Genomic DNA, 23,354 nt, shown 5'->3' on the forward strand with positions numbered 1-23,354 from the left:
CCGCTGCTGTTTTGGACTACCGTTTAGCTAGGTATAAATATTTTATCTTTAAAATCAACTAAATTGACATCATTATTAATTGTTACAATTAACGGATAATATTTGCTAATAGGAGGGTTGACGTGGCCAATAGAATCTATCACAAATTCTAGATCACCTTCTTTATTGATAAATTTTTGTCCAATTACAATTGTATCTCCTTCAATAATCTGAATATCCATAATAGTTTTTGGAGGTGTAGTTAATTTAAAAATGTTAGTTACCTTTATTTTCATAATTTACTATTCTAAGTTCTTCATTAAAAAATTCAAGCCTTTCTTGGCTAGATCAATTTCTTCCTATGGAAGCTTCCATTCTGCTCTTTCTATCAATTCTTCCGCAGCTTCTTTTTCCATTAGGTTTTTAGCCCATGCCCATGCATTTACCTGTTCTATATTGAGCAGCATAAATCAATTCTTCATAAACTGCAGAGACAGTAGCATTTTTATCTAAAAGATCAATTTCCATTAAGTAATGTATTGAATTTTAATCCTATCTGTTTTCTTGAAGCAATATGCTCAAAAGATTCATTGTCATATAAGAGCCATATAAATTTAGTGGAGGACAGCATAATATCAAAGACTTGCAATTATTTTTTTTCTCAAGGATAGTTGCAAAAATGTATTGAGGATTATTCGGCTTCAGGACAGGGAGCAAACCGTTTCAATATTGATTAATCTCTCAGCTTGCATACATCCTCTCCAACAGCAATACTGCCCACATTATGTATTATTACTCAATCCCAATTTTAATTTTTCTGAAAGCTCTTTGTCAATCATCAATACTACCAAATGTCTTGGGAAGTACAGATGTCTAATGAAATTAAAAATGTCGAAAATTCAATTCTTCAGACAAACTGATTCTCTTGCAAATTATAATATAATGGACAGAATGGAAAACTTAATGTAAAAAGAGTTAGCATTACAGTTATTAAGGACTTTAAAATTCGTTGGGTAAACTGTCTATGAATAGAACAAAATGACCAGTTTTTCTTAATAGTTCAAATCGAAATATTTACCATAAATTTGTTTGGACCATGAATAGGGTTCAACTAAGAAGCATACAGATTAAATTTATAACAAATTTTATATGACAATAGAAGAAGTGTTTCAGGATAAAACCATTAAGGCAAAAGGCAAGGTATCAATCATTGGAGATTGGTTGATTAATAAGGAATTGCCTGTTGATGAATTGATTGTATATGCCGAAAAACAAAAAGCAATCGATAAAGCCACATGCATAGAAGCGTTGGAATATGCAACGAAGAAAAATCCAGAAATTGCTGATGAAAATACCTTTTTATACGTGACTCAATCACTTAAGAATGATGAACCACGTATAAAATGGGAAAGTGCAAAAGTAATCGGAAATGTGGCGAAATTATTTCCGGATGAACTGACAAAAGCCATTAAAAACCTGCTTCCAAACGCAGAAAGTACGGGAACTGTGGTTCGTTGGGCAACTGCTTATGCACTTGCTGAAATACTAAAGCTTAAAACGGACAATAATAAAACACTGCTTTCAAAAATCGAAAAGCTTTCAGAAAAGGAAGAAGATAACGGAGTAAAGAAAAAGTACTTGGATGCTTTGAAAAAAGTAAACAAATAAAATTTCGACTTACAGGCCATGACTGGTAATTTGAGAGGAGTCCTGTGATCTGTGCAAACCTAAATGAAGAATCAGGTTTCAAATTTCAGGTTATGTTTGGTGAAAACTCTCAACAGTGAACTATAAATAACGATTCTAATTATACCTTGTTAATTAGACATTTAAAAAAAATTGTGAGTGGGCTGTTCTTCTCACCATTCTCTATGATGATGGCAGAAACAGGAATAATCGATAATCCGAAGGATACTTCTATATACAAATAAATGAGGCCGTCTCACAGCTCGTGAAAACGGCCTTTTTTGTGAAATTTTCATGTATCCCCTGTACGAGAAAGGTTTTCGTTTAAACGATTCTCAGCTCACATTATCTAGTTGTGATACACTTTCATTGTTATACGATAAGAATTAGAATTAGCTGGTTGCTAATAATTCTATTGTAAGTAAACAATGTGGGATGTGGCTATCATCTTTGATAAAAATCTCATTGATAAACTGGTAGGTGTTTTTTGAACTTTGGATGATAGATACTTTTACGGAACAGGAGATATCGATTGGGATCGCTTTTGATACGGTGATATCAATATTTTCTACACGCAGTATTTCCATCTGGTGTTTGTTTAGCCATTCAATATTTCCTTTGAGGATGCATTTATACAGGTATGCTACCGCAACCAGTGGATAGTCAGGGAAATGACCTAGACAATGTTCATAAGAGAAGGGAGTTACTTCCATTGTGAAAGTGCGGTTATGCTCCGAATCGAATACTTTAATCCCAGGCAGGCTATCTAAGGCGGTTGCCGATGCATTGGCAGTTTTTTTGAAGGCGGCAAAGCGGGTTTCAAAAAAAGGTGCCGGAAGTATATAAAAAGTATGGTTGAAACTATATAATAACTGATCATTTTCATCAACAATTTCAGCTAGTGCAGAACCTGCGCGTTCGGAAGCGATATGAGAACGGATATGCATGGTTAAGTTTGAGGCATCCTCCATCATGCCATAGCGGATTGTCCGGATCTTATCGCCAAGTAAGTATTTTCCGCGTACCTCTGGAAATAACCTGGCCAGGTTGTATTGGCCGAAACATGCCGAAATCCTGATCAGTTCGCCCATTTCGGATAGCATATACTCATTACCGGAACCCAAGGGAATGGACAGTACTTCTCCTGAAATGGAAAATGGTGTTGCTTCGGGTTCAAAAAAAGGGGGTGTCATAAGCGTTAAAATGTCTTTGATCATAGTATAGATTTTGAAATTTGTTTAGAAATAGACCGTTCACTTAAAGTCATTTTAATTTCATTGACACAGTAAAGTAATGCGGATGAAATTTTTTCTTGATCTACTTGATTGGATGGACTATAGGCTTTAAGTGCGGTAATGGCAAATATTCTAGTAAGAATTTTTCCTGATAGGACAAGTTCCAGGTTACCAGAAGGACAATAATTCAGTTCATTTCTTAGATCCTCAAGATGTATGGCTGCGGCATGTGTATATCCTGACTCGTTAATCAATGTCCAAAAACTTTTATTTTTTTCTACTTCTGTTTTGTGCAGAAACTCCTTTGCTAGATAAAGTGAGAGTACATCATTAGGAAAAGATAGCATCACGAATGCCTGCGCATCATCCGCTGCTATTGCTGCGATATTGTTGTCAGCAGCATATCGGTAGCCATTGGCGCCACAGATGGTTTGGTAGTGCATGGCTCCGGTGAGCATTGCATCCGATGCCATAACTTTTATGCACTGTGCCGGAAATATCTCTCTTTTTCCTTTGGGATAAGTCGAGAAAGAATTGAGGACATAATTGAAAAGTGCTTCACAAATGGTCCTGCATGCAGCAATATTGCCCAGCCTATAACGCACAAAATCAATATCCTTTAAGTGGCCATCTGGGGATGCTCTCGAAGAAACATACTTTTCAGATTCCTCATATATCCTGGAAAGAAATCCTTTTCCAAGGGATGCAAACTGCTGCCATGTTGGGATGACCAGCTGGTAAATTTGAGGAATTCCTGTGCCAGAGAGATTCAATCTCCGATATTCGGGAATGAAAACATCCAGCTTGTTAGCACCAAAATCAATTTGATGAAGACCTTTAGAGGCATAGGTTTCGACAGTACGGAATCCTCCTTCCTGGTTCTTATGAATATAGAAGCCAAAAGCTCCCGCTGCAACGGGCTGATCTTTATTTTTTGCTGTTATTAACCACCAGTCCGCATGTCTGCTAAAACACTGCCAGTGCTTGCTGCCCCTTATCCTGAATCCGCCATCTACTTTTTCAGCGACAGTCTGCATAAGACTCAATCCAGATCCTGCTTTGGGTTCGATTATAGCTATTCCTCCCTGGCCGTTATTATTCAAAAGGTCATGTATGACTTCATTTTTTAGATCCTGGGAGCCATATTCGATCACATTGTCCGCGAAAAGTAACGTCGATACAATAAGTGACATGGCAAGCCCCAGATTGTGATATGCAGCTCTGTTTATCATCATAGTCAGATCTGCTTTACTTTCCAGACCATTATGGCTTTTTGGGATAACAGGAAGATAAATGCCGGCTGTTACCAGCTTGTTCCATTGGTCTTTTGAGATACTTTCCTTTTGATGATGAACATAATCAAATAAATGGAAATGGGAACAGATTTTTTTCGACGTTGTCGTGTGATTTGAGCGTAAATTGTTGCATTATATTTTTTTTGGTAGTTGTATTATTTTCACCGTATCGTAGTTAGCTTGCACGCAATTTGAAGCTTAATATACAGCCTATTGAAAAAGAATAATTTTTAATAGGTTTCATGGTGTTTGTCTTTATATGGTGAATTATTTGGTAAAAGTATAAAACCGGTCTATAAAAAAAATTATCATATATCATATTTTAAATAAATTATTTTCAATATTTTTTTTATATTTATATAATAAAATATATTTATAAAACAATATGTTAAAAAATTTTAATATTATAATGATGTTGATTTGAAAATTCAATAATTCAAAATGAAAAATTGCTGGACTTAGGTTGTGTAATAGTAGAACAGTATCTTTCGGTCAGGGTAGGAGATAGCTGATAATACGCCAGGGTGGAGGAGTAAAAATTACCGGCCCTGGTAAGAACTATTGGTAAAAGCTTGTCTTGCCCAATTCTGACAGGTTCAGTACTTGCAATAGGATTATATAATAGCTAATCGAGGGTTTTCAGTTCAAAATAGTGCTCAGCAGTAGTAGGGCAGGAAGGAACAAAATTTGCGGTTCTGAATGGAATCGCCCATTGGTAGTTTGTACGCTTTTTTTGCGTAATCATAGTTGCATTTAAGGGGTGATAGAGATATAAATGCATTAGGATAAGTGAAGTTATCTCCGTGATAAAAAATGTTATGAATCGGTTTTGGGAGACAAATGGAGGACAAAACAGACCAAAACAAACCAATTTTTGCTAAATTACAATCAAAAACATATTTTTTAATTATTGATTTTAGCTGTTTGGATTGTTTTGGTTTACTCCGTTTTAATATTTATTTCCCAATGCAGAATTTCGAGAAGATATTTCCTAAAATTTCGTTATTTGTCACTTCACCTGAAATTGTCCCGAGGTGCTCTAATGCATTTCTCAATTCATAGGCCAGCAATTCTGTAGAGATCTGGAAAGAAATAGCTTCTTTTACTTTGTTGACGGCATCCAGGGATTTTTGTAAGGCTTCAAAATGACGTTGGTTAGTAATTACCACATTGCTTTCTTCAGATTGTAGCTGTTCTACATAAGAGGATAGTTCATTTTTTAGATCCTGGATATTCTGGTTCTCAACCGCGGAAATTTTAATAAAATCAAATTCATGAGCAATGGCATCTCTGAAAACGTCTTCTATAGCTTCGTATTGAGTAGGGATAACTTCATCAATCTTTGTAGCACAAATGATTAACTTCAGGTCTTCTCTCAATAAAGATCGGATCATTTCGATATCGTCCGAAAAATCTCTGGTAGCAGCATCTGCCAGATAAACCAGAATATTGGCATTTTCAACTTTTTCTTTGGCCTTTTTTACACCGATAGCCTCTATTTCATCTGCCGTTTCACGAAGTCCGGCCGTATCAATCAATCGGAAAGCATGACCCTTGATGTGTAAGACTTCCTCAATAGTATCCCTGGTGGTTCCGGCAATACTGCTTACAATAGCTCTTTCTTCTTTGAGAAGAGCATTCAGAAGTGTGGATTTGCCTGCATTGGGTTTTCCGATGATGGCAACGGCTGTTCCATTTTTAATGGCATTTCCGTATTGGAAACTTTCAATAAGAGAATTGAGCTTCAACTCAATTTTATTCAATAAGCTGTTTAAGGCAGTTCTGTCTGCAAATTCTACATCTTCTTCTGCAAAATCCAGCTCAAGCTCAATGAGGGAGACGAAATTAAGGAGGTCTGTTCTTAATAACGAAATTTCATTGGTAATACCACCTTTCAATTGATTAATGGCCACTTTTCTGGAAGCCTCATTTTCGGAGGCTATTACATCAGCAATTGCTTCTGCCTGGGATAGGTCGATTCTTCCGTTGATAAAAGCGCGAAGAGTAAACTCTCCTGCTTTAGCCATTCTGGCTCCGTTTTTAATCAGGGTTTCAAGAATACGCTTTCCAATATGCGGTGAGCCGTGGAAAGCAATTTCCACAGAATTTTCTGTAGTAAAACTTTTAGGGGCCAGAAAAATTGATAACATGATTTCATCGATAGCTTCATCCCCATCCATAAAATATCCGTAATGAATGGTGTGGGATTTTTGTTTTTCCAGTTTTTTTTGCCGGAAAACTTTTCTGTACTATGGGTAATGCATCATCGCCGGAAATCCTGATAATGCCTAAAGCACCTATTCCATTGGCTGTAGCCAGTGCACAAATAGTATCGTTATTCATGCTGCAAATTTACGTTTTTTAAACCTAATTTACAGTCTTGGATTATATACATTATCTATTGTACCGATGAGCAATAATAAAAGATTATATATAGAAGTTTATTTTACTTAATAAAGCCGTTGAGGATCATAGTGTAGTATATGTGTAGAATAGGTGTATTCATTGAAAATATTTTAATTTCTATGAATTATTACAAAATTTCTAATCAATAGCTCTTTTCTATTAAGTTATATTTTAATGCTGAAAAGTAAATATTATATTGTTTTTTTAAATAATAGTTTATTTTTAACAATATAATTGAATTATTTGTATTTTTATTATAATGTTATTGTGTTGATTGTATTTGTTTTAATCTCAACCTGGTGAATTTTATTTTTTTCACAAAAATAAAGATTGCTATCATATTTTAAGAATATTTAAAAATTAAACACCAGTTTGGTATATAAATTGTTTATTAGGCCCTCGGTAAATATAATAATGCTATGTAATTATTATTAAAATACGAATAAATTGTTAATTTAGTCTAAAACAATATGAATAACTTAATTTTTTCTAATATTAATAAGAAATTTATTTTTTTATTAATCCTTGCATTCTACAATGTTATAAGCGCTCAATGTATTCCGTATACCGGGCAGGTTATGGTCACCGGAAATACATATTGTCTGAATGGAAACCTTAGTGTAGGAACTACAATTGACATTCCTTTTGGAGCAACTCTTATAATTCAGTCTGGTCAACTGCAGTCTGTAAATATAGGTGTGAACGGAGTATTGGATATTAGTGATGGTGCCAGTGTAAGATCCACTGGTTCTATTACCATTGGGACATTTGGAACTCAGCAAAGCTCAAAAGTTAAGCTGGGTACGAAATCATTTTTATCGCTTACCGGGTCTGTTAACCAGGGAGATCCGTCTTTTATGGGAGCATTCCCGGGAACAACCTCTACACTGGAAATGGGAACAAATAGTGTGGTGGAGATTTGTGGTACTTTCAGTCAGCAATCTACGACCTATCCGTTTGTAAATTATGTAGGACTTCCTACCGGAAAAGCTTATTGCATTGCAAAAGCTGATGTAAGTGGTGGTGGCGCAGGATCCGTTCTCAGTAATGACAGTCAGATTATAGCTATTGCAATGGGACCTGTAACAAATCTTGGTCCCGGTAATGCCAGTTTCTGTGGCCCGAATGCAACAAAATCAATGTGTCCCGCTTTATGGCCTGAAGGTTTATCAGAAGACAAAAAACGCGTGTGGTAATGCTCCTGTTATCATTGATGATATAGATGGAGTGTGTACAAAGCCGGCCGCTTCAGGAACACCGGATAGCTTTACTAAATTCGGAATTACTGTGCAGGAAAAGAGCAGTGTATGGCCGGAAAATATTCCCAATGGCTTTCTTGCTATGGAAGCTAAAGGAAAAGGGTTCGTTGTTACCAGGGTGCAGCATGTAAGCCAGACACCGCAACCCGGAGATGCTATTGCTGAACCAAAAGAAGGGATGCTTCTTTATGATATCCAGGATAAATGCATTAAGTTGTATAATGGAACTGAATGGAAGTGTATTCAAAGAAGCTGTAACGATTAATCTCATAATTTGTATACGATGAAAAATATAAAAAATATAAGTATAGCAGTTGCCTTGGTTGTTTTCAATTTTTCCTTTGCTCAGGTGGCTATCGGAAAAGATGTTGTGGAAGGAAGCAGCACTGTTTTGGATTTTAACAATGTTCCAGGAAACACAAAAGGATTGATTCTTCCGGCAACATCAGGGCTTCCTGCGGGAGCTTTGGTAAATGGAACATTTATTTTTGATGTGACCGATAATAAAGTAAAAGTTTACGAAAATGACACATGGGTGCTTTTATCTGATGCAGGAAACTCAAGTGCGGTTGTAATTAATAATTCAGCTGAAACAGGAAACGGGGTGATCGTTGGAGCCTCGTCTGCCAGTGCGGATGGAGTATTGGTGTTGGAATCACCGGATAAAGCAATGGTGCTTCCAAAGGTGGCAGCGCCTCACGTTAATGTTAAAAACCCTTATCCGGGTATGATGTGTTATGATACTTCCAGTAAAACACTCGCTATATTTGATGGGGTGGTTTGGAATTACTGGAAATAAAACAGAAATATCAGTAAATAATCCAAAGATAATATTGTTGAGCAGCTATAGTTATGTATAGCTGTTTTTTTTTATGTGTCATGACCTGTCTGATAAAGTATTTTAAGCTTAGGGGATAAAAAAGAGAGATTACACAGGGATGGATGTAATCTCTCAGAATAAAACAAATAACGTAAGTTTATATCTTAAGTGGTGAATGAATGAAAATATTCTGGTTATGATATACGGCTTAAGATATATTTCATCGTAAAAATTGTGTTAATAGGCCTCTTTTGTTGTGTGTTTGTTATTGTTATTTGTTAGCTTGTAAATAAATCCCGCCCCTCCTGATTTCATCATTTGTGTTTTGTTTTCATTTGTGTTGTTAATACTCTTTGTTAATCTGAAGTGTAGAGGGGCAGATTTAAAAAAAATTAAAAGTTTTAAGGGTTTTGTTTTTTTTTCAGTTTTATTTTTTGTTTCAATATTTATACGGCAAACATATTCTTAATGCTGAAAATTTCCAAAAAAACACATACGACATATCTATACTACATCTACATCCTTCAATGTAATTATTTGATTTAAAGTGTTTTAAAATTTATTTTATTCTGATCTTGTAACCAGTGTAGTGTAATGAAAAAGTAAAATTCCATTAAATAATATTATTTTTTGTCTAAAACAAATGCTCCTTTTTAAATAGAAATTGAAGTTTAGGAGTATATTTTTATATTTATTGTTGTGACCGGAAATGGATTTTCAAACTTTTTTTATTTTGGCTGTTGACGAATTGTGCTGCACAACAATGTATATTGGATATAATAAAAAACCTGCTGTTAGGCAGGAATATAAGAGAGGTCAGTATATTAATAATAGTTATAGAGAGGTGAAAAAACTGTAAAGGTCTGTTTCTGAAGGGATATTGAGTTTTTTTCTAAGTCTGCCTTTCTTGGTTTGTACAGATCTGTGCTGGATATAGGTGATATCAGCAATGTCCTTTGATGAAAATCCAAGCCAGATCATTGCACACAAAGATAATTCGGATTTTGTAAGCTGTGGATTGATGTTTAAAATACTTTGAAATAAATCAGGGTTAACTTCTTCAACCCTTTTAACAAAATCAGGGTCATTGGTCTTTGCCAGCTGTAATAACTCTGTGAAATCTTCTTTGGAAATTCTTCCTTTTGTTTCTGCTTCTGTGTCACACTTCTGTAAGTTCCTGCTTTCAGATTTTTGTTTTTTATTTCTCATATATAGGAAAATGGAAACTCCCAGAATAACCGTTATAAAACCTATGGAAATGAAGATGATATTGAAATTGTTTTTATTTTTCTTGTTAATGATTTCGCTTAAAGAAAGGTCTATTGCTTCGTTGCCAGATGATTTAAGGGTATTGTCTATCTGTTCAGCCTTTGAAGAATAAAATTCCTCCATGTCTTTATTGTTCAGCTTTTGATAGTTAGCTGCAATTTTTTGATAAATGAAAGGAAGTTTATTGATTCTTTTGGTTTTGACCAGGATTTCAGCTGCTTTTTTTATAAAATTCAGCTGCTTTTTCATATTCTTTTTTTCTCAGAAAGAAGGTCAGCATAATAAGAATACACAGTACCTTGTCTTACTGTACCAAACTCTGAAGATTTAAGAAGAGATAATGCCTTAGTGTTGTAAAATGTAGCGGAATCAATATTCCTGGTCTGCAGTAAATGATAATGGCCAAGCAACGAGCAGTTGAGGGCAGACGGGTCTATACTGAATCCTTTGTGGTAGTAGATTAATGCAGAATCTTTATTGATAGAGAAGATGAAATCAGCTCTCTGTTCATATGAGTTACTTAATAACCAGCTTCTTTCATTTAATTTTTCTCCATAATAAATAGCCTTTGCATTGTAACTTAAAGCGGTATTTTCCAGACCGGTGACGTAATTGAGCTGCCCATATTCATGGTAAAGTTTAGCATAAAGAAAATTATCATTAAGGTGATTGATGATGTTGCTTGCAGATTTGAGGTAATTGTGGCTGGTTTTGTATTGGCCCATGGTGGCATACATATTGGCAAGGTTGATATAGCCTAATGCTTCCCCTTTTTTATACCCTCTTTCTTTTGACTGTTTAATCGCTTCAATATTCAGGGCTATAAGTTCTGCATCTTTTCCTTCCAATCTTAGTTTTTCATTTTTATTGAGCAGTGTATTGTTGATTTCGTTGATATCTGTTTTTTTTGTTACAGCTCCAAAGAAAAATTGCAATACAGCATAATAAAAGTACGCTGCGCTGGTCACTTACATATTTCATATTGTTAGTAAGGATTTGTTTTTTTGAGGCAGGACAAATGGGCATAAATTGGATTTTATGCAAAGGGTAATGTAAAATGCCGGCAACTGATCCCAATTGCCTGAAGTAATAAATTTAATACTCATCATCTTTTTGTTGTTAGTAAATCTGCCGGTATTGGCAAATAAGTCCTACTAAGATAGTAAAAAAAAATAATGAGTCAATAGTATAAATGATTAATTAAGACTGCAGATAAATGATTTTCGTGAAAATGATTTATATAATCTGAGGGCTTTCTTTAATACTGTTCATAACGAAAATACTTTTTGTCTGTCCGATACCGTCAATCTCTGAAAGTTTGTTGACAAAAAACTCATGGAATTCATCCATATTAGGTGAAAGGATTTTAAGCATAAAATCGAAATCTCCGCTAATATTATAGAATTCAACAACCTCTTTTAATTTACCTACTTCCTCAATAAATTGACCGGCTGTTTTTTTATTGTGAACATGTAAAGCAATCATGCAGATAACCATCATTCCTTTATTGACCTTTTTACGGTCTACAATAGTGGTGTACTCTTTAATAATGCCTGACTTTTCCATCCGCTTTATCCGTTCGTGGGTAGGAGTGGGGCTGAGATTAATTCTGGCTGAAATATCACGGACGCTCATTTTTGCATTTTTTTGAAGGAGACGGAGGATAGAGAGATCTTTTTCATCCGGATGGTAGTTTTCTGTTGCCATTTGTTCTGTTTTTATTGAATTAATTCGATAATTAAGTGTATTTGTTCTTTTGGACTAATATCATTTTTGATTTTGTTCCAAATTTAAAGTAAAATTTTCACATACGTCCTGTTAATATTAATTTTGCAGGAAATTTGAATATATGGATACAAGGAAGAATATAATATTAATTTTAGCATCGGTAGGAACTTTTGTAGAGGCTTTGGATATTGCCATTATTAATTTAACAATTCCTCCTATTCAGGAGCAGTTTCATATTGACGCCGGAACAGTTCAGTGGTTGCAGACGTTGTATGTATTATTTTTCGGAGGATTTCTGATTATCGGTGGAAAGCTAGCTGACCAGATCGGACGAAAAAAGATATTCCTTCTGGGAGCTTTTATCTTTATGTTGACATCATTAGGGGCCGGTTTATCCGCGAATTTTGAAGTGCTGGCTGTATTTCGCGCCTTACAGGGATTGGGGGCAGCATTTGTAATGCCGGCAGCCTTATCCATTGTAACCAATACTTTCAGAGAAGAGCAGGAAAGAAACCGTGCAATCGGTATTTTTAGTTCTTTTGCAGCAATTGGCTCGGGGAGCGGTCTTTCCGTAGGAGGAATTATCAGTACTTACTTAAGCTGGCATTGGGTATTCCTGATTAATGTTCCTATTCTTTTGATAACATTAATTTTATCATACTATTATCTGCCGGCAGACGAGAGCAATGAAAAGGCCCAGAAAACTGATGTGGTCTCTGGTATATTAATGGTGTTGGGACTATTAAGTCTTACCTATGGAACGCATGAGCTTATCCATATTAAAGAACACCCTTTTCTGATAGCTGGGTCATTGATCATAGCGGTGGTTCTTTTGATTATGACTTTCTACCGATTGAAAACCGTAGCTGAGCCATTATTTGATTTGAAGCTGTTTAAACACAGATCTTTAGTGGTTTCTAATGCTGCTTTTTTTACACTGGGGGCATTTTTTTATCGGCTTTTTGTTTCTGATTTCATTAATGCTGCAAAAAGATATGGGCTATAGTGCTGCATCTGCAGGATTGATGCTCGTTCCGTTTAGTATCTTGTCTGCTTTGATGGCTAAATTTATATTACCTCATATTTCAAAGAGATTAAACTCTTCACAAATGGGAGTTCTGGGGTGGCTTTTCATGTTAACGGGAGGTTTGTTATTGCTGATATCTGTGTATGTGGGGCATCCGTTGGCAGTCGTCTTGCTGGGTGCGGCTTGTATTTCAGGAATTGGGATGACATTTTGTTTTACGGCGCTTTCTGTATTGGGAATTCAGGATGTTGAACCGGCAAATTATGGATTGGCATCAAGTTTGAGTTCTACAAGCTACTTTCTGGGTGCCGGAATAGGATTGTCTTTCATGACATTAATGAGTCAGATTTTTCCATCGGAATTTTCGGTAGGAAGCCTGAATATTGTTATTTTGATCGGCTACGCTGTTGTAGCACTTGGAATATTATTCTATTTTATATTAAAAAGCTTAAAAATGGAACAGGCAAAAATAGCTGTTTCATCATAAGCGGCCTTAAAATTACACAAACTATATGAGGAAAGAATCGGCACGGGTGCCGGTTCTTTTTTTATAAAGAAAATCGCAAAAAAAGCGGAAGGAGCCAATAAGTAGGATGAATTCTTTGTATACTTTTCTTATTACTTTCCACTATTTCGCTTTCCTTTTCTACTTTTGTGTCATGAAAATTCAAATCATCAGTGATCTTCATCAGGAATTTGGAAATACTGAATTATATTTCGGTAACTCAGATGTTGTAGTATTGGCTGGAGATATAAATCTTGGGACAAAAGGGATAGATTGGATTAAATCTAAAATCTCTAATAAACCGGTAGTATATATTTTGGGTAATCATGAATACTATAAAGGCTCATACCCAAAAACACTTAATAAAATTAAAGATGCTGCCCAGGGTTCATCTATTTTTGTGCTTGAAAATTCCTTTGTAGATATTGATAAAGTACGGTTTCATGGAGCTACATTGTGGACAGATTTTTCCATTTTTGGAAATCCGGTTCAATATGGTATGTTATGTCAATCGAAAATGAATGATTATAAAATGATCAGGAGGGATCCATCTTATTCTAAAATGAGAACCCTGGATACTTTTAAAATTCATCAGCTTTCAAAATTATGGCTGGAAGAAAGTCTTGAAAATTCAAAAGAATTTAAAAATATAGTGATTACCCATCATGCTCCAAGTATTCAATCTGTTCCGGATCAATATAAGGAGGATCCGCTAACGGCAGCGTATGCATCCTGCCTTGAAGATTTGGTGATAAAATATCAGCCATTATACTGGATTCATGGACATATTCATACGCCATGCAGGTATAGTATTGGAACAACGGAGGTGATTTGTAATCCCCATGGCTATATTGATGAAAAATACAATGGTTATGAGAAGGAACTTATTATTGAAGTTATCTAAGGAGTTGAGCAAAAGCCTAAGTATAACAATTGATTTGTCTTTGAAGTTTATTGTGCATTACGGAGCTTTTTAAGCATATTTTGAAGACTTTTGGTAATCTATTGATAAGTGTTTATATACTGGCAGTAAAATATTCGTATATTTTGTAATAAGTATTTTAAATTTTAGATAAATTTTAATTTCATAATAAATGTTTTTTTTAAGAATTTTTATTATGAAAGTAATTCATATTACATTGCTTTATTGAAAAATTTGCATTGTTTTGGATTTATGTTTGCGTTGTATGTTTGTATCTTGTTGGGAATTAAGTATTTATTTTATTTTTTTTTCACATTTTGGTGTAACAAATTCCTTATGATAGTGGTCTTATAGAATAAACTATAATTTCATGAGACTAATATTATTTCCCATAGCATTATTAACCGGCTTTTTGACTTTGGCCCAAACTCAGGAGAAGAAAGATACTGCAACAAAGCAGAAGGAAATTGAAGCTGTTACCCTTGTTGCAAGGAAGCCTACCGTAGAATCTAAAGTAGACAGAACGGTTTTTAATGTTGCAAACAGTGCTATTCTCGCAGGGAATACAACATGGGATGTTCTTAGGATGACCCCTTTGATAAGCATTGATAATAATGATGCTGTAAAAAGCGGAAGGACAGAACGTTACAGTATATATTAATGATAGAAAATCAGTCTTTACCGGTAAAGAATTAAAAGAATACCTGAAGACAATTCCGGCAGATAACCTGTTGAAAATCGAAGTAATTACGAGCCCGTCGTCGCGCTATGAAACTTCAGGATCAGTAATTAATATTGTTCTTAAAAAAAGGGATGATGAAGGATTGAAAGGGAGTATATCCCTCAACAACAGGCAAAGTACCAAAAATTCACAATACACGAATTTTAACCTGAATTATCACAAAAAGCGTTTTACCCAGACTTTTATAGGAAGCTATAATGACGGTGCATATGTCAATAAGAATGAGATTCTTAATAGCCGGTATGAAAATGACAGGGTATCCCGATTAAGTCTTGAAACAGTATCCCGAAACGAAAGTCCGTCCCTTTCCTCAACTTCTGAATTTGAAATCAATGATAAAAATAATATCGGACTTGTTCTGGAATATTATCAAAACCGAAGCTTGTCATTTGGAGAGTCGGAGGGGTCAGAATCGATGAATGGTACCCTGAAAGATGCTTTTAATCAGACTCAGAATACATGGGGCTTTGGCCGGAATTTAGGGACCAATCTTTTCTATAAATATTATGATAAAGAAAAGAATAAAATCTTGGATATCAATGTCGGAACAAATTACTCGGGGAATAATGGTGATAATCTGATTAATAAAACAGGATTGTCAAATGTTCAGGAGTTGGGGGTAATCAGCAATAATGAAATGCGGAACTACTATCTGAAGATAGATTATACCCAGCCATTGGGGAAATCGGGAGGAACTCTTGAGGTAGGAGGGAAAACTGATTTTAATAACCACGCTATCCTTAATAACCTTTATGGGTTAAGTATGAATGACCAGAATTCAGAATATTATAATCTTGCGAGAAACGACAGGTTCCATTATGAGGATAATATCAGTTCTCTGTATGCCAATTATAGTAAAACATTTTTCGAAAAACTGGAAACGAGAATCGGCCTCCGGTATGAGTATATTGATTTTAAAGTAAGGCAGGATGTGGCAGGCACTGAGAGGAGGGATTCATACGGAACTTTTCTTCCTAATCTCTTGCTGAAATATACTTTTTCGGATAAATATGATGTGAGTCTTACTTATAACCGCAGTATCTGGCGACCATGGTATTCGGAATTCAATCCGTTCCTTGTTCCTGATATCAACGGAACGTATTCCAGAGGAAACTTATACCTTAATCCCAATCCGAATGACAGACTTTATCTGAAATTTGGAATTTTGAAAAAATATTTTATTTCTGCAAGGTATATGTACACGAATCAGGATTACTGGACAACCTATGTAACAGAGAATGGAAGAACGGTTTCTCTTCCGGGGAATTTTGATGGGAAAGTTCAGAAATATTACCTTTTTGCCAATACCAATCAGAATTTCCTGAAAAATAAGCTGAACGTGAATGTGGGATTTGGATGGTATTATATCGATAATAAAGACTTCAATGAAAAGAATCAGCTGGGAGCTAAAAACTATATCAGTTACTGGGGTGGATCCGCAAATGTATCTTATACCAATCTTTTCAATAAGAACATTAACATAAGTGCATGGATGGAGATTGCGAATCAGAACAATGGGAATTCATATGCCAATAATACCAATGTTTTTCATAATATTTCAGTTACTAAAATATTCCCTAAAACACAAATGGAGCTCAGTATGCAGCTGATGAATATCTTTAAAAGGCCTTATGGTGATACCACAACGTACAGCCCGGATGGAACTTTTAGAGAATATTCAAAATGGGATTGGTATGGGGTTGCCCTTACTTTTGTAAAGCGTTTCGGGAACCAGAAAGTGAAAGAGAATACCAAAACAGATGTGGAAAAGAATTCCGGAGGTGGAAAATAAACAGAATTTTGTAAAATATAAAGCAGGTTCTGTTTGGAATCTGCTTTTGTTTTGAGCTTTAACCCCACGCAATTAAAAAGATTTCGCAGATGTTTAAATGTCAGGCTAATAAATAAAAAAACAGATTCTCATTCAGGAATCTGTTTTTTGAATTTTCAATTATGAAAAATTATTGTAATGTAAATTTCACTTTTGTTTTAATTGCATCTGAAGAATTACCAATATGAGCTTCAAAATCACCAGGCTCAGCTATCCAATCATGTTTGCCGGCATCAAAAAAGCTTAGAGCTGTTTTATCAATTGTGAAAGTAACCTCCTTCTGCTCTCCGGGGTTCAAATATACTTTTTCAAAACCTTTCAGTTCTTTTACAGGGCGGGGAACAGAAGATTTTAAATCACTGATATAAAGCTGGACAACTTCAGCGCCTGCCTTTTTGCCGGTATTTTTTACGTTCACTGTAAAGGTAATGGTATCATTCCGGGAAATGGTTGTTTTATCTGCTTTTGCTTTTCCAAATTCAAATGTGGTATAGCTCAATCCATGTCCGAAACTGAACAATGGCTTTATATTTTTAGTGTCATGCCAACGGTAGCCTACAAAAATACCTTCATTATAAGTAATATTGATTGGGTTTTTCTGATCTTTCCCTTTTCCTGCTGCCAACTCATCCTTTTGTCCGGGATATTCTCCAAGTTGATGGGCTGAATTGTCTTCAAGTTTTACAGGGAATGTGAAAGGAAGTTTTCCTGACGGGTTGGTATCACCTGCTAAAACGGAAGCGATAGAATTGCCTGCTTCAGAACCTAAATACCAGGCCTGAACAACTGTGGGAACTTCCCTGATCCAGGGCATAGCTACTGCATTTCCTGATACTAAAACTACAGCCAGATTTTTATTCACTTTGGCCAGTGCTGAAATAAGCTGATCCTGATTGTAAGGTAATCCGTAACTTTTCCTGTCATTTCCTTCACTGTCCTGGAAATCTGCCTTATTAAGACCTCCCACGAAGATGACATAATCCGATTTTTTTGCCAATTCTACAGCTTCATTGAGCAATTCAGCCTCAGAGCGGGTATCTTTCAAATCCTGCCCGGATTTCACACCATTATATTCACCTCCCGTATCCCCTACATAGCCTCTCGCATACTGTACCTGTACCTGCTTACCAAACCTTGATCTGATTCCATCTAAAGGTAGAGTTTCATATTTAACCTTTAATGAAGACGAACCTCCACCTACAGTCATTATTTTAATGGCATTTTCTCCGATAACTGCTATTGTTTTTGCTTTATTGATATCGATCGGAAGAACATTTCCCTGGTTTTTTAATAAAACAATACCTTCTTCGCCAATTTCTCTGGCAACAGCTCTATGCTCTTCAGAAGCAATGTTTCCGAAAGGCTTGTTTCGATTCATTGTGGTTTTATAGGCAAGGTGGAGCAGTCTTGTTACTTTGTCATCAAGTTCCTTGGTTCCTACTTTTCCTGCTTTGATCAGGTCAAGATACGGTTTTGCGAGATAATAGTTGTCGTAGGCATTTTTAGTTCCCGCAGAAAGTCCGTTGGTCCATGATCCGAACTCAAGGTCAAGGCCATTGTGAATGGCTTGTTCTGTATTGTTTACAGCACCCCAGTCGGATACCACAACGCCTTTATAGTTCCATTCCTTTTTTAAAATGTCATTTAAAAGATACTGATTCTGGCTTGCATATTGACCTTTGTACATATCATAAGCCCCCATAATTGTCCAGGAATCTCCCTCAGTAACAGCTGCTTTAAACGGCGGAAGATAAATTTCATACAGTGTTCTGTCATCCACATTGACATTGCTGGTGTGACGGAACATTTCCTGATTGTTAAGGGCAAAATGTTTTACAGAAGTTGCTACCCCGTTAGATTGCACTCCTTTGATATAGGGAACAACCATCTTTGAAGTGAGATAAGGATCTTCCCCCATATATTCAAAATTCCTCCCGTTCAAGGGGGTTCTGTAAATATTAACCCCTGGTCCCAGAAGGATATCTTTTTTTCTGTAGCGGGCTTCCTCGCCTAAGGCTTTTCCATAATTCCATGACATTTTTTTTATTCCATGTGGCAGATAAGGCGGTCAGGGCAGGATAGGCGATAATAGAGTCATTGGTCCATCCGGCCTGATCCCATTCATCCCACATGACTTCAGGTCGTACCCCATGAGGACCGTCTGTAGTCCAGAATTCCGGAATCCCTAATCTTGGTACGCCGGGGGAGCTAAATTTAGACTGCGCATGAAGCATGGCTATTTTCTCCTCCAGTGTCATTCGGGAAAGAGCATCCTGGACACGCTGTTCTACAGGCTTTGATTCATCTAAATAAACGGGTAGGGTAGTGCTCTGAGCCATATAAGAAACAGAAATAAAGGTGAATATACTTACGATGGCGGTTTTCTTTAACATAATGCCTTTTTATTTTGATTGAAAACAAAAATAAAGAAAATTTTTTATTTTCTCAATTTGAGATAATAAAAAATACCAATAAAAAAACTACTTCCAATCCGGAAGCAGCTTTTATATTAAAGTTGTAAGTGCAAAGAAAGTGAACAGGTAGCAGGGACTTCGCTACTACCAACCTTTCACCGCACCTCCTTTGAAAATTTCTTTTGCTTTCTTTTCTACGGCATCAGATTCATAGGCCTTGACGAAATTCTTTACTTTCTGGCTGTTTTTGTTGTCTTGCCTTGCAACGATCACATTCACATATGGTGAATCTTTATCTTCAATGAGAATTCCTTGTTTTTCAGAATCCAGACCGGCCTGGGCTGCAAAATTGTTATTGATAATTCCTACTATAACATCCCTGTCATCCAGAACTCTTGGGATCTGTGCACCTTCAATCTCCATGATTCTTAGTTGTTTCGGATTTTCAATAATATCAGTAACTTTAGGTAGTAAACCGACACCATCTTTTAGTTTCAACAATCCGCTTTTTTGCAATAAAAGTAAAGAACGTCCTCCATTAGTGGGGTCATTGGGAATTACGATTGTGTTTCCTTCTTTTAGCTCTCCAATATTTTTAATCTTTTTTGAATAGGCCACAATTGGGTATACAAAGGTATTTCCTACAGGTGCAAGGTTGTACCCCCGCTGTTTTGACTGCTCGGTTAAATAAGGAATGTGCTGAAAGGCATTGGCATCAATATCCCCATTGGTCAGGGCTTCATTAGGAACCACATAGTCATTGAAAGGAATAAGTTCCACTTCAAGATTGTATTTTTCTTTAGCCACTTTTTTGGCTACTTCTGCAATTTCCTGTTCAGGTCCATAAGTGATGCCTACCCTGATAAAGTTGGGATCATCTTTTCTTCCGGAGCAGGCACTGAATAACAATACTCCTGCAGCTAATATTCCTAAGATTTTTATTTTTTTCATTCTTTTTATTTTAATGTTTTCTCAAACCCTCATAAATGCTATCTGTGATCAAACCGCTTTGAAAATTTATCTCCGGCAAATTGTATGATAAAAACCAAAAGAACAAGTAATATCAATACCGTATTCATAATCACAATATCATAGCCAATATAGCCATACTGATAACCAACCTGGCCTAATCCACCGGCACCTACAGCTCCTCCCATAGCAGAATATCCAACCAGGGTAATTAACGTAATCGTTGCATTGTTGATTAATGAGGGAAGAGCTTCGGGAAGAAGTACTTTCCTGATAATCTGGAAAGGGGAAGCTCCCATTGCCCTTGCTGTTTCGATTAAACCATGTGGAACTTCAATTAAGCTGTTTTCTACCAGCCTTGCAATAAACGGGGCTGCACCTATACTGAGAGGAACCAATGCCGCGTTGACCCCGATGGATGTTCCAGCCAGAATTCTTGTGAAAGGAATCATCCAAACGATCAGAATGATAAAAGGAATGGCACGGAAAATATTCACGATAACAGATAAAATCCTGTGGTACAACACATTTTCCAGAAGTTGTCCTTTTCTTGTTAAAAACAGCAGGATCCCAACCGGAAGGCCTAAAACAAATCCAAAAAAACCGGAAACAAATGTCATATAAACCGTTTCCCATGTCCCTTTTGCCAAAAGGGCAATTACCGTATCACTAAGCATATCCTTTTACTGTATTTTGAATTTTATTTTGATTGAAATAATAAATAGCCTGCTGGTTTTCCTCAGTCTTCCCCTGGAGCTGTAGCAACAGCTTTCCAAAGTTCGAATTCCCGAAATATTCTACCTCGGCTTTCAGAAGTTTACAAGGAATTTTATATTGATGATGTAATGTTGACAGGATTTCTTCAACACTGATGTTTGCGTTAAGCTCTAATTCAACAAGAGGAAACAGTCCGTCTTGGGGTTCCTTTTGTATTCTGCGGGTAAGCTCTTGGGGCAGGATCATAATGTCTGAATTTATAAATTGGCGGATCACAGGATTTTCCCTGTTGGAAATGATCTCACTTAAAGTTCCTTTAGCTAATAATTTTCCGTGGTCTATCACAGCAACATGGTTGCATACTGTTTTGATGACCTCCATTTCGTGAGTAATCAGAAGAATGGTAATGCCCAGCCTTTGATTGATATCTCTCAACAATTGCAGGATAGATTGTGTAGTTACCGGGTCAAGGGCACTGGTAGCTTCGTCACAAAGAAGCAGGTGAGGGTCATTGGCTAATGCCCTGGCGATGGCTACTCTCTGCTTCTGACCTCCGGAAAGGCTTTTGGGATAATCGTTGGCTTTATCTTCAAGACCTACAATTTTCAGCAGTTCGTATACTTTTTTATGAATCTGTTCCTTGCTGAGACGGTCAAGCTCCAAAGGAAGGGCTACATTATCAAAAACAGTCCTTGAGGAAAGCAGGTTGAAATGCTGGAAGATCATTCCTATTTTTTTGCGTTCTTCCGCCAGTTGTTTTGAACTTAATTGGGTAAAGTCTTTTCCATTAATGATAATCTGACCTTCATCAGGTCTTTCCAGTAGATTTACCGTACGGATTAGCGTACTTTTTCCGGCACCGGAAAAGCCGATGATTCCTACAATATCACCCTTTTCTATATTGAGGCTTACCTGATCCAGCGCTTTGAAGGATTGCTTTTTCTGATAAAATGTTTTTGAAATGTTCCTGATTTCTATCATTTTGTTGTTTATGCTATATTAAACAGGCTGATATCGTTTGCCTGGCTTATTAAAAAATCTTCTTAATCTTCTTAGTTTAACTTTTGACCGTTTTGAAAGCTTGAAGTACTTGGTAACATTCGTCAGAAGTACTCCCAGCAATATAATTGATAAACCATATAGCTGGCTTCCATTGATGCTTTGATGGGCTACAATCCAGCCTGCAATCACCGTGACAATAGGATTAATATAGGTATGGGTGCTTACCAGCGCAGCGGGTTTTACGGACAAGAGCCAAATGTACGACAAATAAGCGATTATAGATCCAAAGAATATCAAAAATAGAACTCCCAGCCATGCCGGTAACGGAATTGCTGAAACTGTAAAACCAACCCATTCTTTTCTTAAAAAAGCAATCAAAAAGGAAGCTAAACCCGCTATGATAAGCTGTTGAGCGATGTTCATAAAAGTAGACTGTGAAGCCGGATTTTTTTTCGAATACAAAGAACCCAATACCCATGCTACGGAGCTTAATCCCAACACAACAAATGCCGTAATACGGAGTTGGCCGTTCGCTACAATATGAGCTGCATTAGAGTTCACACTTCCCTTTAGAAATAATACCAATCCTACAAATCCAATGACCAACCCGATCGGGATAAATTTATCTGAAAAATAATATTTCCAATTCTTTTTATCAATTGCAATAAACCAGAACGGCCCGGTAGCAATAGAAATGGCAGCTTCTGACGCTGTCACATACTGCTCCCCCCAGGCCACAAGCCCGGTTCCGCCTGTAAGAATCAGAATTCCGGTAATAGCATTCTTTTTCCAGTTGATCAAAGAATTTGCTTTTTCCCCTTTCGACAGGAGATATCCAATCATCAAGATTCCAGCGACCAGAAATCTCAATCCTGAAAGAATGAATGGTGGAAAACCCTTCAAGCCAAATGAAATAGCTAAAAACGTAATTCCCCATATTACATAGATGTTCGTAAATGCCAATGGAACCAGCCATTTGTTTTTAGAATTGCTCATTTTTATTTTTTTAATGTTGTTCAGTTCAATAAAAAAGACCCTGCGTTATTGCAGAGCCTTTTAAAATATGTCATATAAAAGTAAGGTCATCCACAATATTCCCGATGTATAGGCATACAGATACACATCATTATATTTTTGATGCTGTGTTTATGTTTTGAATTATTTTTAAATTCTAATGCCATTTTATTTTTTTCCGGAATATGTTTGCAAATATATAATTTAATTTTTATTAGTCCACTAAAAAAGTAGGCTTTTTGTATATTAAATTACCGTTAATATTGTTTTGTGTTGATTTTGAATGTTTTAAATTTTATTTTTATTTAAAGTATTATATGTTTCAAATAGTAAATTAAAAATTGTAGTGTGGTAATGATTCATTTTTAAATAAATGAGCATTGTGAAAAAGATAAAATTAATTTAAATTTTTAAGAATTATTTAATGTGGTAGGGCTTGTTTTTTTAGAGCCAGATTTTGAATAAATCTAAAAATGAGGCTTAATTGTTTGCTACCATAAAGGGAGTATTATTTGATAGGATAATCAGGGGAAT

21 protein-coding genes and 1 pseudogene are annotated in these 23,354 nt (G+C 36.0%); 9 read left to right on the forward strand and 13 right to left on the reverse strand.

Going from position 1 to position 23,354, the window contains the following annotated elements; translation table 11 throughout:
* Positions 1 to 23: 23 nt before the first annotated feature.
* A complete protein-coding gene (locus HX13_RS05445) occupies positions 24 to 275 on the reverse strand; it encodes a hypothetical protein (RefSeq protein WP_050020226.1) in 252 nt (83 codons plus the stop codon).
* Between the two features lie 853 nt (positions 276 to 1,128).
* Here HX13_RS05445 and HX13_RS05450 point away from each other — a divergent pair.
* Complete coding sequence (locus HX13_RS05450; protein ID WP_050020227.1) at positions 1,129 to 1,647, forward strand: HEAT repeat domain-containing protein; 519 nt, start codon at positions 1,129 to 1,131, stop codon at positions 1,645 to 1,647.
* 410 nt (positions 1,648 to 2,057) lie between these two features.
* Here the strand turns inward: HX13_RS05450 and HX13_RS05455 are convergent, their stop codons facing one another.
* The 4 genes from HX13_RS05455 to HX13_RS26260 form a co-directional block, all read right to left on the reverse strand.
* Positions 2,058 to 2,882 carry a hypothetical protein gene (locus HX13_RS05455; protein WP_050020228.1) on the reverse strand — a complete coding sequence of 275 codons (825 nt, stop codon included), beginning with the start codon at positions 2,880 to 2,882 and terminating at the stop codon, positions 2,058 to 2,060.
* A complete protein-coding gene (locus tag HX13_RS05460) occupies positions 2,879 to 4,285 on the reverse strand; it encodes an acyl-CoA dehydrogenase family protein (RefSeq protein ID WP_316931263.1) in 1,407 nt (468 codons plus the stop codon). Before HX13_RS05460 ends, HX13_RS05455 begins: the two co-directional genes overlap by 4 nt.
* An 866-nt stretch (positions 4,286 to 5,151) precedes the next feature.
* On the reverse strand, positions 5,152 to 6,417 hold the full coding sequence (mnmE, locus tag HX13_RS05465; RefSeq protein ID WP_410493110.1) for a tRNA uridine-5-carboxymethylaminomethyl(34) synthesis GTPase MnmE: 1,266 nt from the start codon (positions 6,415 to 6,417) through the stop codon (positions 5,152 to 5,154).
* A complete protein-coding gene (locus tag HX13_RS26260) occupies positions 6,362 to 6,538 on the reverse strand; it encodes a hypothetical protein (protein WP_410493105.1) in 177 nt (58 codons plus the stop codon). The genes mnmE and HX13_RS26260 overlap by 56 nt, the downstream gene beginning before the upstream one ends.
* Before the next feature lie 533 nt (positions 6,539 to 7,071).
* On the opposite strand from HX13_RS26260, the gene HX13_RS05470 reads away from it, so the two are divergent.
* The 3 genes from HX13_RS05470 to HX13_RS05480 are packed head-to-tail and all read left to right on the forward strand — an operon-like array spanning position 7,072 to position 8,659.
* Positions 7,072 to 7,797 carry a hypothetical protein gene (locus HX13_RS05470; protein ID WP_050020230.1) on the forward strand — a complete coding sequence of 242 codons (726 nt, stop codon included), beginning with the start codon at positions 7,072 to 7,074 and terminating at the stop codon, positions 7,795 to 7,797.
* Positions 7,798 to 7,828: 31 nt separating this feature from the next.
* A complete protein-coding gene (locus HX13_RS05475; RefSeq protein WP_050020231.1) occupies positions 7,829 to 8,125 on the forward strand; it encodes a hypothetical protein in 297 nt (98 codons plus the stop codon).
* Between the two features lie 18 nt (positions 8,126 to 8,143).
* Positions 8,144 to 8,659, forward strand: coding sequence for a hypothetical protein (locus HX13_RS05480; RefSeq protein ID WP_050020232.1), 516 nt, complete (start codon positions 8,144 to 8,146; stop codon positions 8,657 to 8,659).
* Between the two features lie 855 nt (positions 8,660 to 9,514).
* Here HX13_RS05480 and HX13_RS05485 read toward each other — a convergent pair.
* The 3 genes from HX13_RS05485 to HX13_RS05495 all read right to left on the reverse strand — a co-directional run bounded on the left by HX13_RS05485 (position 9,515) and on the right by HX13_RS05495 (position 11,656).
* Positions 9,515 to 10,198, reverse strand: coding sequence for a helix-turn-helix transcriptional regulator (locus tag HX13_RS05485; RefSeq protein WP_050020233.1), 684 nt, complete (start codon positions 10,196 to 10,198; stop codon positions 9,515 to 9,517).
* The gene (locus HX13_RS05490; protein ID WP_050020235.1) at positions 10,195 to 10,917 is read right to left on the reverse strand and encodes a hypothetical protein; all 723 of its coding nucleotides are present in this window, start codon (positions 10,915 to 10,917) and stop codon (positions 10,195 to 10,197) included. Before HX13_RS05490 ends, HX13_RS05485 begins: the two co-directional genes overlap by 4 nt.
* A 268-nt stretch (positions 10,918 to 11,185) precedes the next feature.
* A complete protein-coding gene (locus tag HX13_RS05495) occupies positions 11,186 to 11,656 on the reverse strand; it encodes an Lrp/AsnC family transcriptional regulator (RefSeq protein ID WP_050020236.1) in 471 nt (156 codons plus the stop codon).
* 142 nt (positions 11,657 to 11,798) lie between these two features.
* Between HX13_RS05495 and HX13_RS25355 the strand changes: the two genes are divergently transcribed.
* The 5 genes from HX13_RS25355 to HX13_RS05510 all read left to right on the forward strand — a co-directional run bounded on the left by HX13_RS25355 (position 11,799) and on the right by HX13_RS05510 (position 16,665).
* Complete coding sequence (locus HX13_RS25355; RefSeq protein WP_262483492.1) at positions 11,799 to 12,683, forward strand: MFS transporter; 885 nt, start codon at positions 11,799 to 11,801, stop codon at positions 12,681 to 12,683.
* Positions 12,598 to 13,191: an MFS transporter gene (locus HX13_RS25360; RefSeq protein ID WP_262483494.1), complete on the forward strand. Its 594-nt coding sequence runs from the start codon at positions 12,598 to 12,600 to the stop codon at positions 13,189 to 13,191. The genes HX13_RS25355 and HX13_RS25360 overlap by 86 nt, the downstream gene beginning before the upstream one ends.
* Positions 13,192 to 13,363: 172 nt before the next feature.
* On the forward strand, positions 13,364 to 14,113 hold the full coding sequence (locus HX13_RS05505) for a metallophosphoesterase (RefSeq protein WP_050020237.1): 750 nt from the start codon (positions 13,364 to 13,366) through the stop codon (positions 14,111 to 14,113).
* Positions 14,114 to 14,501: 388 nt separating this feature from the next.
* Positions 14,502 to 14,792, forward strand: a complete 291-nt coding sequence (locus tag HX13_RS23500) for a hypothetical protein (protein ID WP_238555057.1) — start codon at positions 14,502 to 14,504, stop codon at positions 14,790 to 14,792.
* A gap of 70 nt (positions 14,793 to 14,862) precedes the next feature.
* Positions 14,863 to 16,665: an outer membrane beta-barrel family protein gene (locus HX13_RS05510; protein WP_238555058.1), complete on the forward strand. Its 1,803-nt coding sequence runs from the start codon at positions 14,863 to 14,865 to the stop codon at positions 16,663 to 16,665.
* A 169-nt stretch (positions 16,666 to 16,834) separates the two neighbouring features.
* On the opposite strand, the pseudogene HX13_RS05515 reads toward HX13_RS05510, so the two are convergent.
* From HX13_RS05515 to HX13_RS05535, 5 genes and pseudogenes are all read right to left on the reverse strand, one after another.
* Positions 16,835 to 19,097 (reverse strand): annotated as a pseudogene (locus HX13_RS05515) (glycoside hydrolase family 3 C-terminal domain-containing protein).
* Between the two features lie 165 nt (positions 19,098 to 19,262).
* Positions 19,263 to 20,069, reverse strand: a complete 807-nt coding sequence (gene metQ / locus HX13_RS05520; protein WP_050020238.1) for a methionine ABC transporter substrate-binding lipoprotein MetQ — start codon at positions 20,067 to 20,069, stop codon at positions 19,263 to 19,265.
* Positions 20,070 to 20,107: 38 nt separating this feature from the next.
* Positions 20,108 to 20,764 carry a methionine ABC transporter permease MetI gene (metI, locus tag HX13_RS05525; RefSeq protein WP_050020239.1) on the reverse strand — a complete coding sequence of 219 codons (657 nt, stop codon included), beginning with the start codon at positions 20,762 to 20,764 and terminating at the stop codon, positions 20,108 to 20,110.
* The gene (locus HX13_RS05530; RefSeq protein WP_050020240.1) at positions 20,757 to 21,785 is read right to left on the reverse strand and encodes a methionine ABC transporter ATP-binding protein; all 1,029 of its coding nucleotides are present in this window, start codon (positions 21,783 to 21,785) and stop codon (positions 20,757 to 20,759) included. The genes metI and HX13_RS05530 overlap by 8 nt, the downstream gene beginning before the upstream one ends.
* Positions 21,786 to 21,803: 18 nt before the next feature.
* Positions 21,804 to 22,802 carry an EamA family transporter gene (locus HX13_RS05535; protein ID WP_050020241.1) on the reverse strand — a complete coding sequence of 333 codons (999 nt, stop codon included), beginning with the start codon at positions 22,800 to 22,802 and terminating at the stop codon, positions 21,804 to 21,806.
* Positions 22,803 to 23,354: the final 552 nt, after the last annotated feature.

The organism is Chryseobacterium sp. P1-3, from assembly GCF_000738495.1.
In the GTDB taxonomy this organism is placed as follows: domain Bacteria; phylum Bacteroidota; class Bacteroidia; order Flavobacteriales; family Weeksellaceae; genus Chryseobacterium; species Chryseobacterium gallinarum.

Bases quoted from the DNA above. Each gene is read 5' to 3' on its own strand.
- HX13_RS05445 (WP_050020226.1), bottom strand. From the start codon at position 275: ATGAAAATAAAGGTAACTAACATTTTTAAATTAACTACACCTCCAAAA.
- HX13_RS05450 (WP_050020227.1), top strand. From the start codon at position 1,129: ATGACAATAGAAGAAGTGTTTCAGGATAAAACCATTAAGGCAAAAGGC.
- HX13_RS05455 (WP_050020228.1), bottom strand. From the start codon at position 2,882: ATGATCAAAGACATTTTAACGCTTATGACACCCCCTTTTTTTGAACCC.
- HX13_RS26260 (WP_410493105.1), bottom strand. From the start codon at position 6,538: ATGAATAACGATACTATTTGTGCACTGGCTACAGCCAATGGAATAGGT.
- HX13_RS05470 (WP_050020230.1), top strand. From the start codon at position 7,072: ATGAATAACTTAATTTTTTCTAATATTAATAAGAAATTTATTTTTTTA.
- HX13_RS05480 (WP_050020232.1), top strand. From the start codon at position 8,144: ATGAAAAATATAAAAAATATAAGTATAGCAGTTGCCTTGGTTGTTTTC.
- HX13_RS05485 (WP_050020233.1), bottom strand. From the start codon at position 10,198: ATGAAAAAGCAGCTGAATTTTATAAAAAAAGCAGCTGAAATCCTGGTC.
- HX13_RS05495 (WP_050020236.1), bottom strand. From the start codon at position 11,656: ATGGCAACAGAAAACTACCATCCGGATGAAAAAGATCTCTCTATCCTC.
- HX13_RS25355 (WP_262483492.1), top strand. From the start codon at position 11,799: ATGGATACAAGGAAGAATATAATATTAATTTTAGCATCGGTAGGAACT.
- HX13_RS25360 (WP_262483494.1), top strand. From the start codon at position 12,598: ATGCTGCTTTTTTTACACTGGGGGCATTTTTTTATCGGCTTTTTGTTT.
- HX13_RS05505 (WP_050020237.1), top strand. From the start codon at position 13,364: ATGAAAATTCAAATCATCAGTGATCTTCATCAGGAATTTGGAAATACT.
- HX13_RS23500 (WP_238555057.1), top strand. From the start codon at position 14,502: ATGAGACTAATATTATTTCCCATAGCATTATTAACCGGCTTTTTGACT.
- metQ (WP_050020238.1), bottom strand. From the start codon at position 20,069: ATGAAAAAAATAAAAATCTTAGGAATATTAGCTGCAGGAGTATTGTTA.
- metI (WP_050020239.1), bottom strand. From the start codon at position 20,764: ATGCTTAGTGATACGGTAATTGCCCTTTTGGCAAAAGGGACATGGGAA.
- HX13_RS05530 (WP_050020240.1), bottom strand. From the start codon at position 21,785: ATGATAGAAATCAGGAACATTTCAAAAACATTTTATCAGAAAAAGCAA.
- HX13_RS05535 (WP_050020241.1), bottom strand. From the start codon at position 22,802: ATGAGCAATTCTAAAAACAAATGGCTGGTTCCATTGGCATTTACGAAC.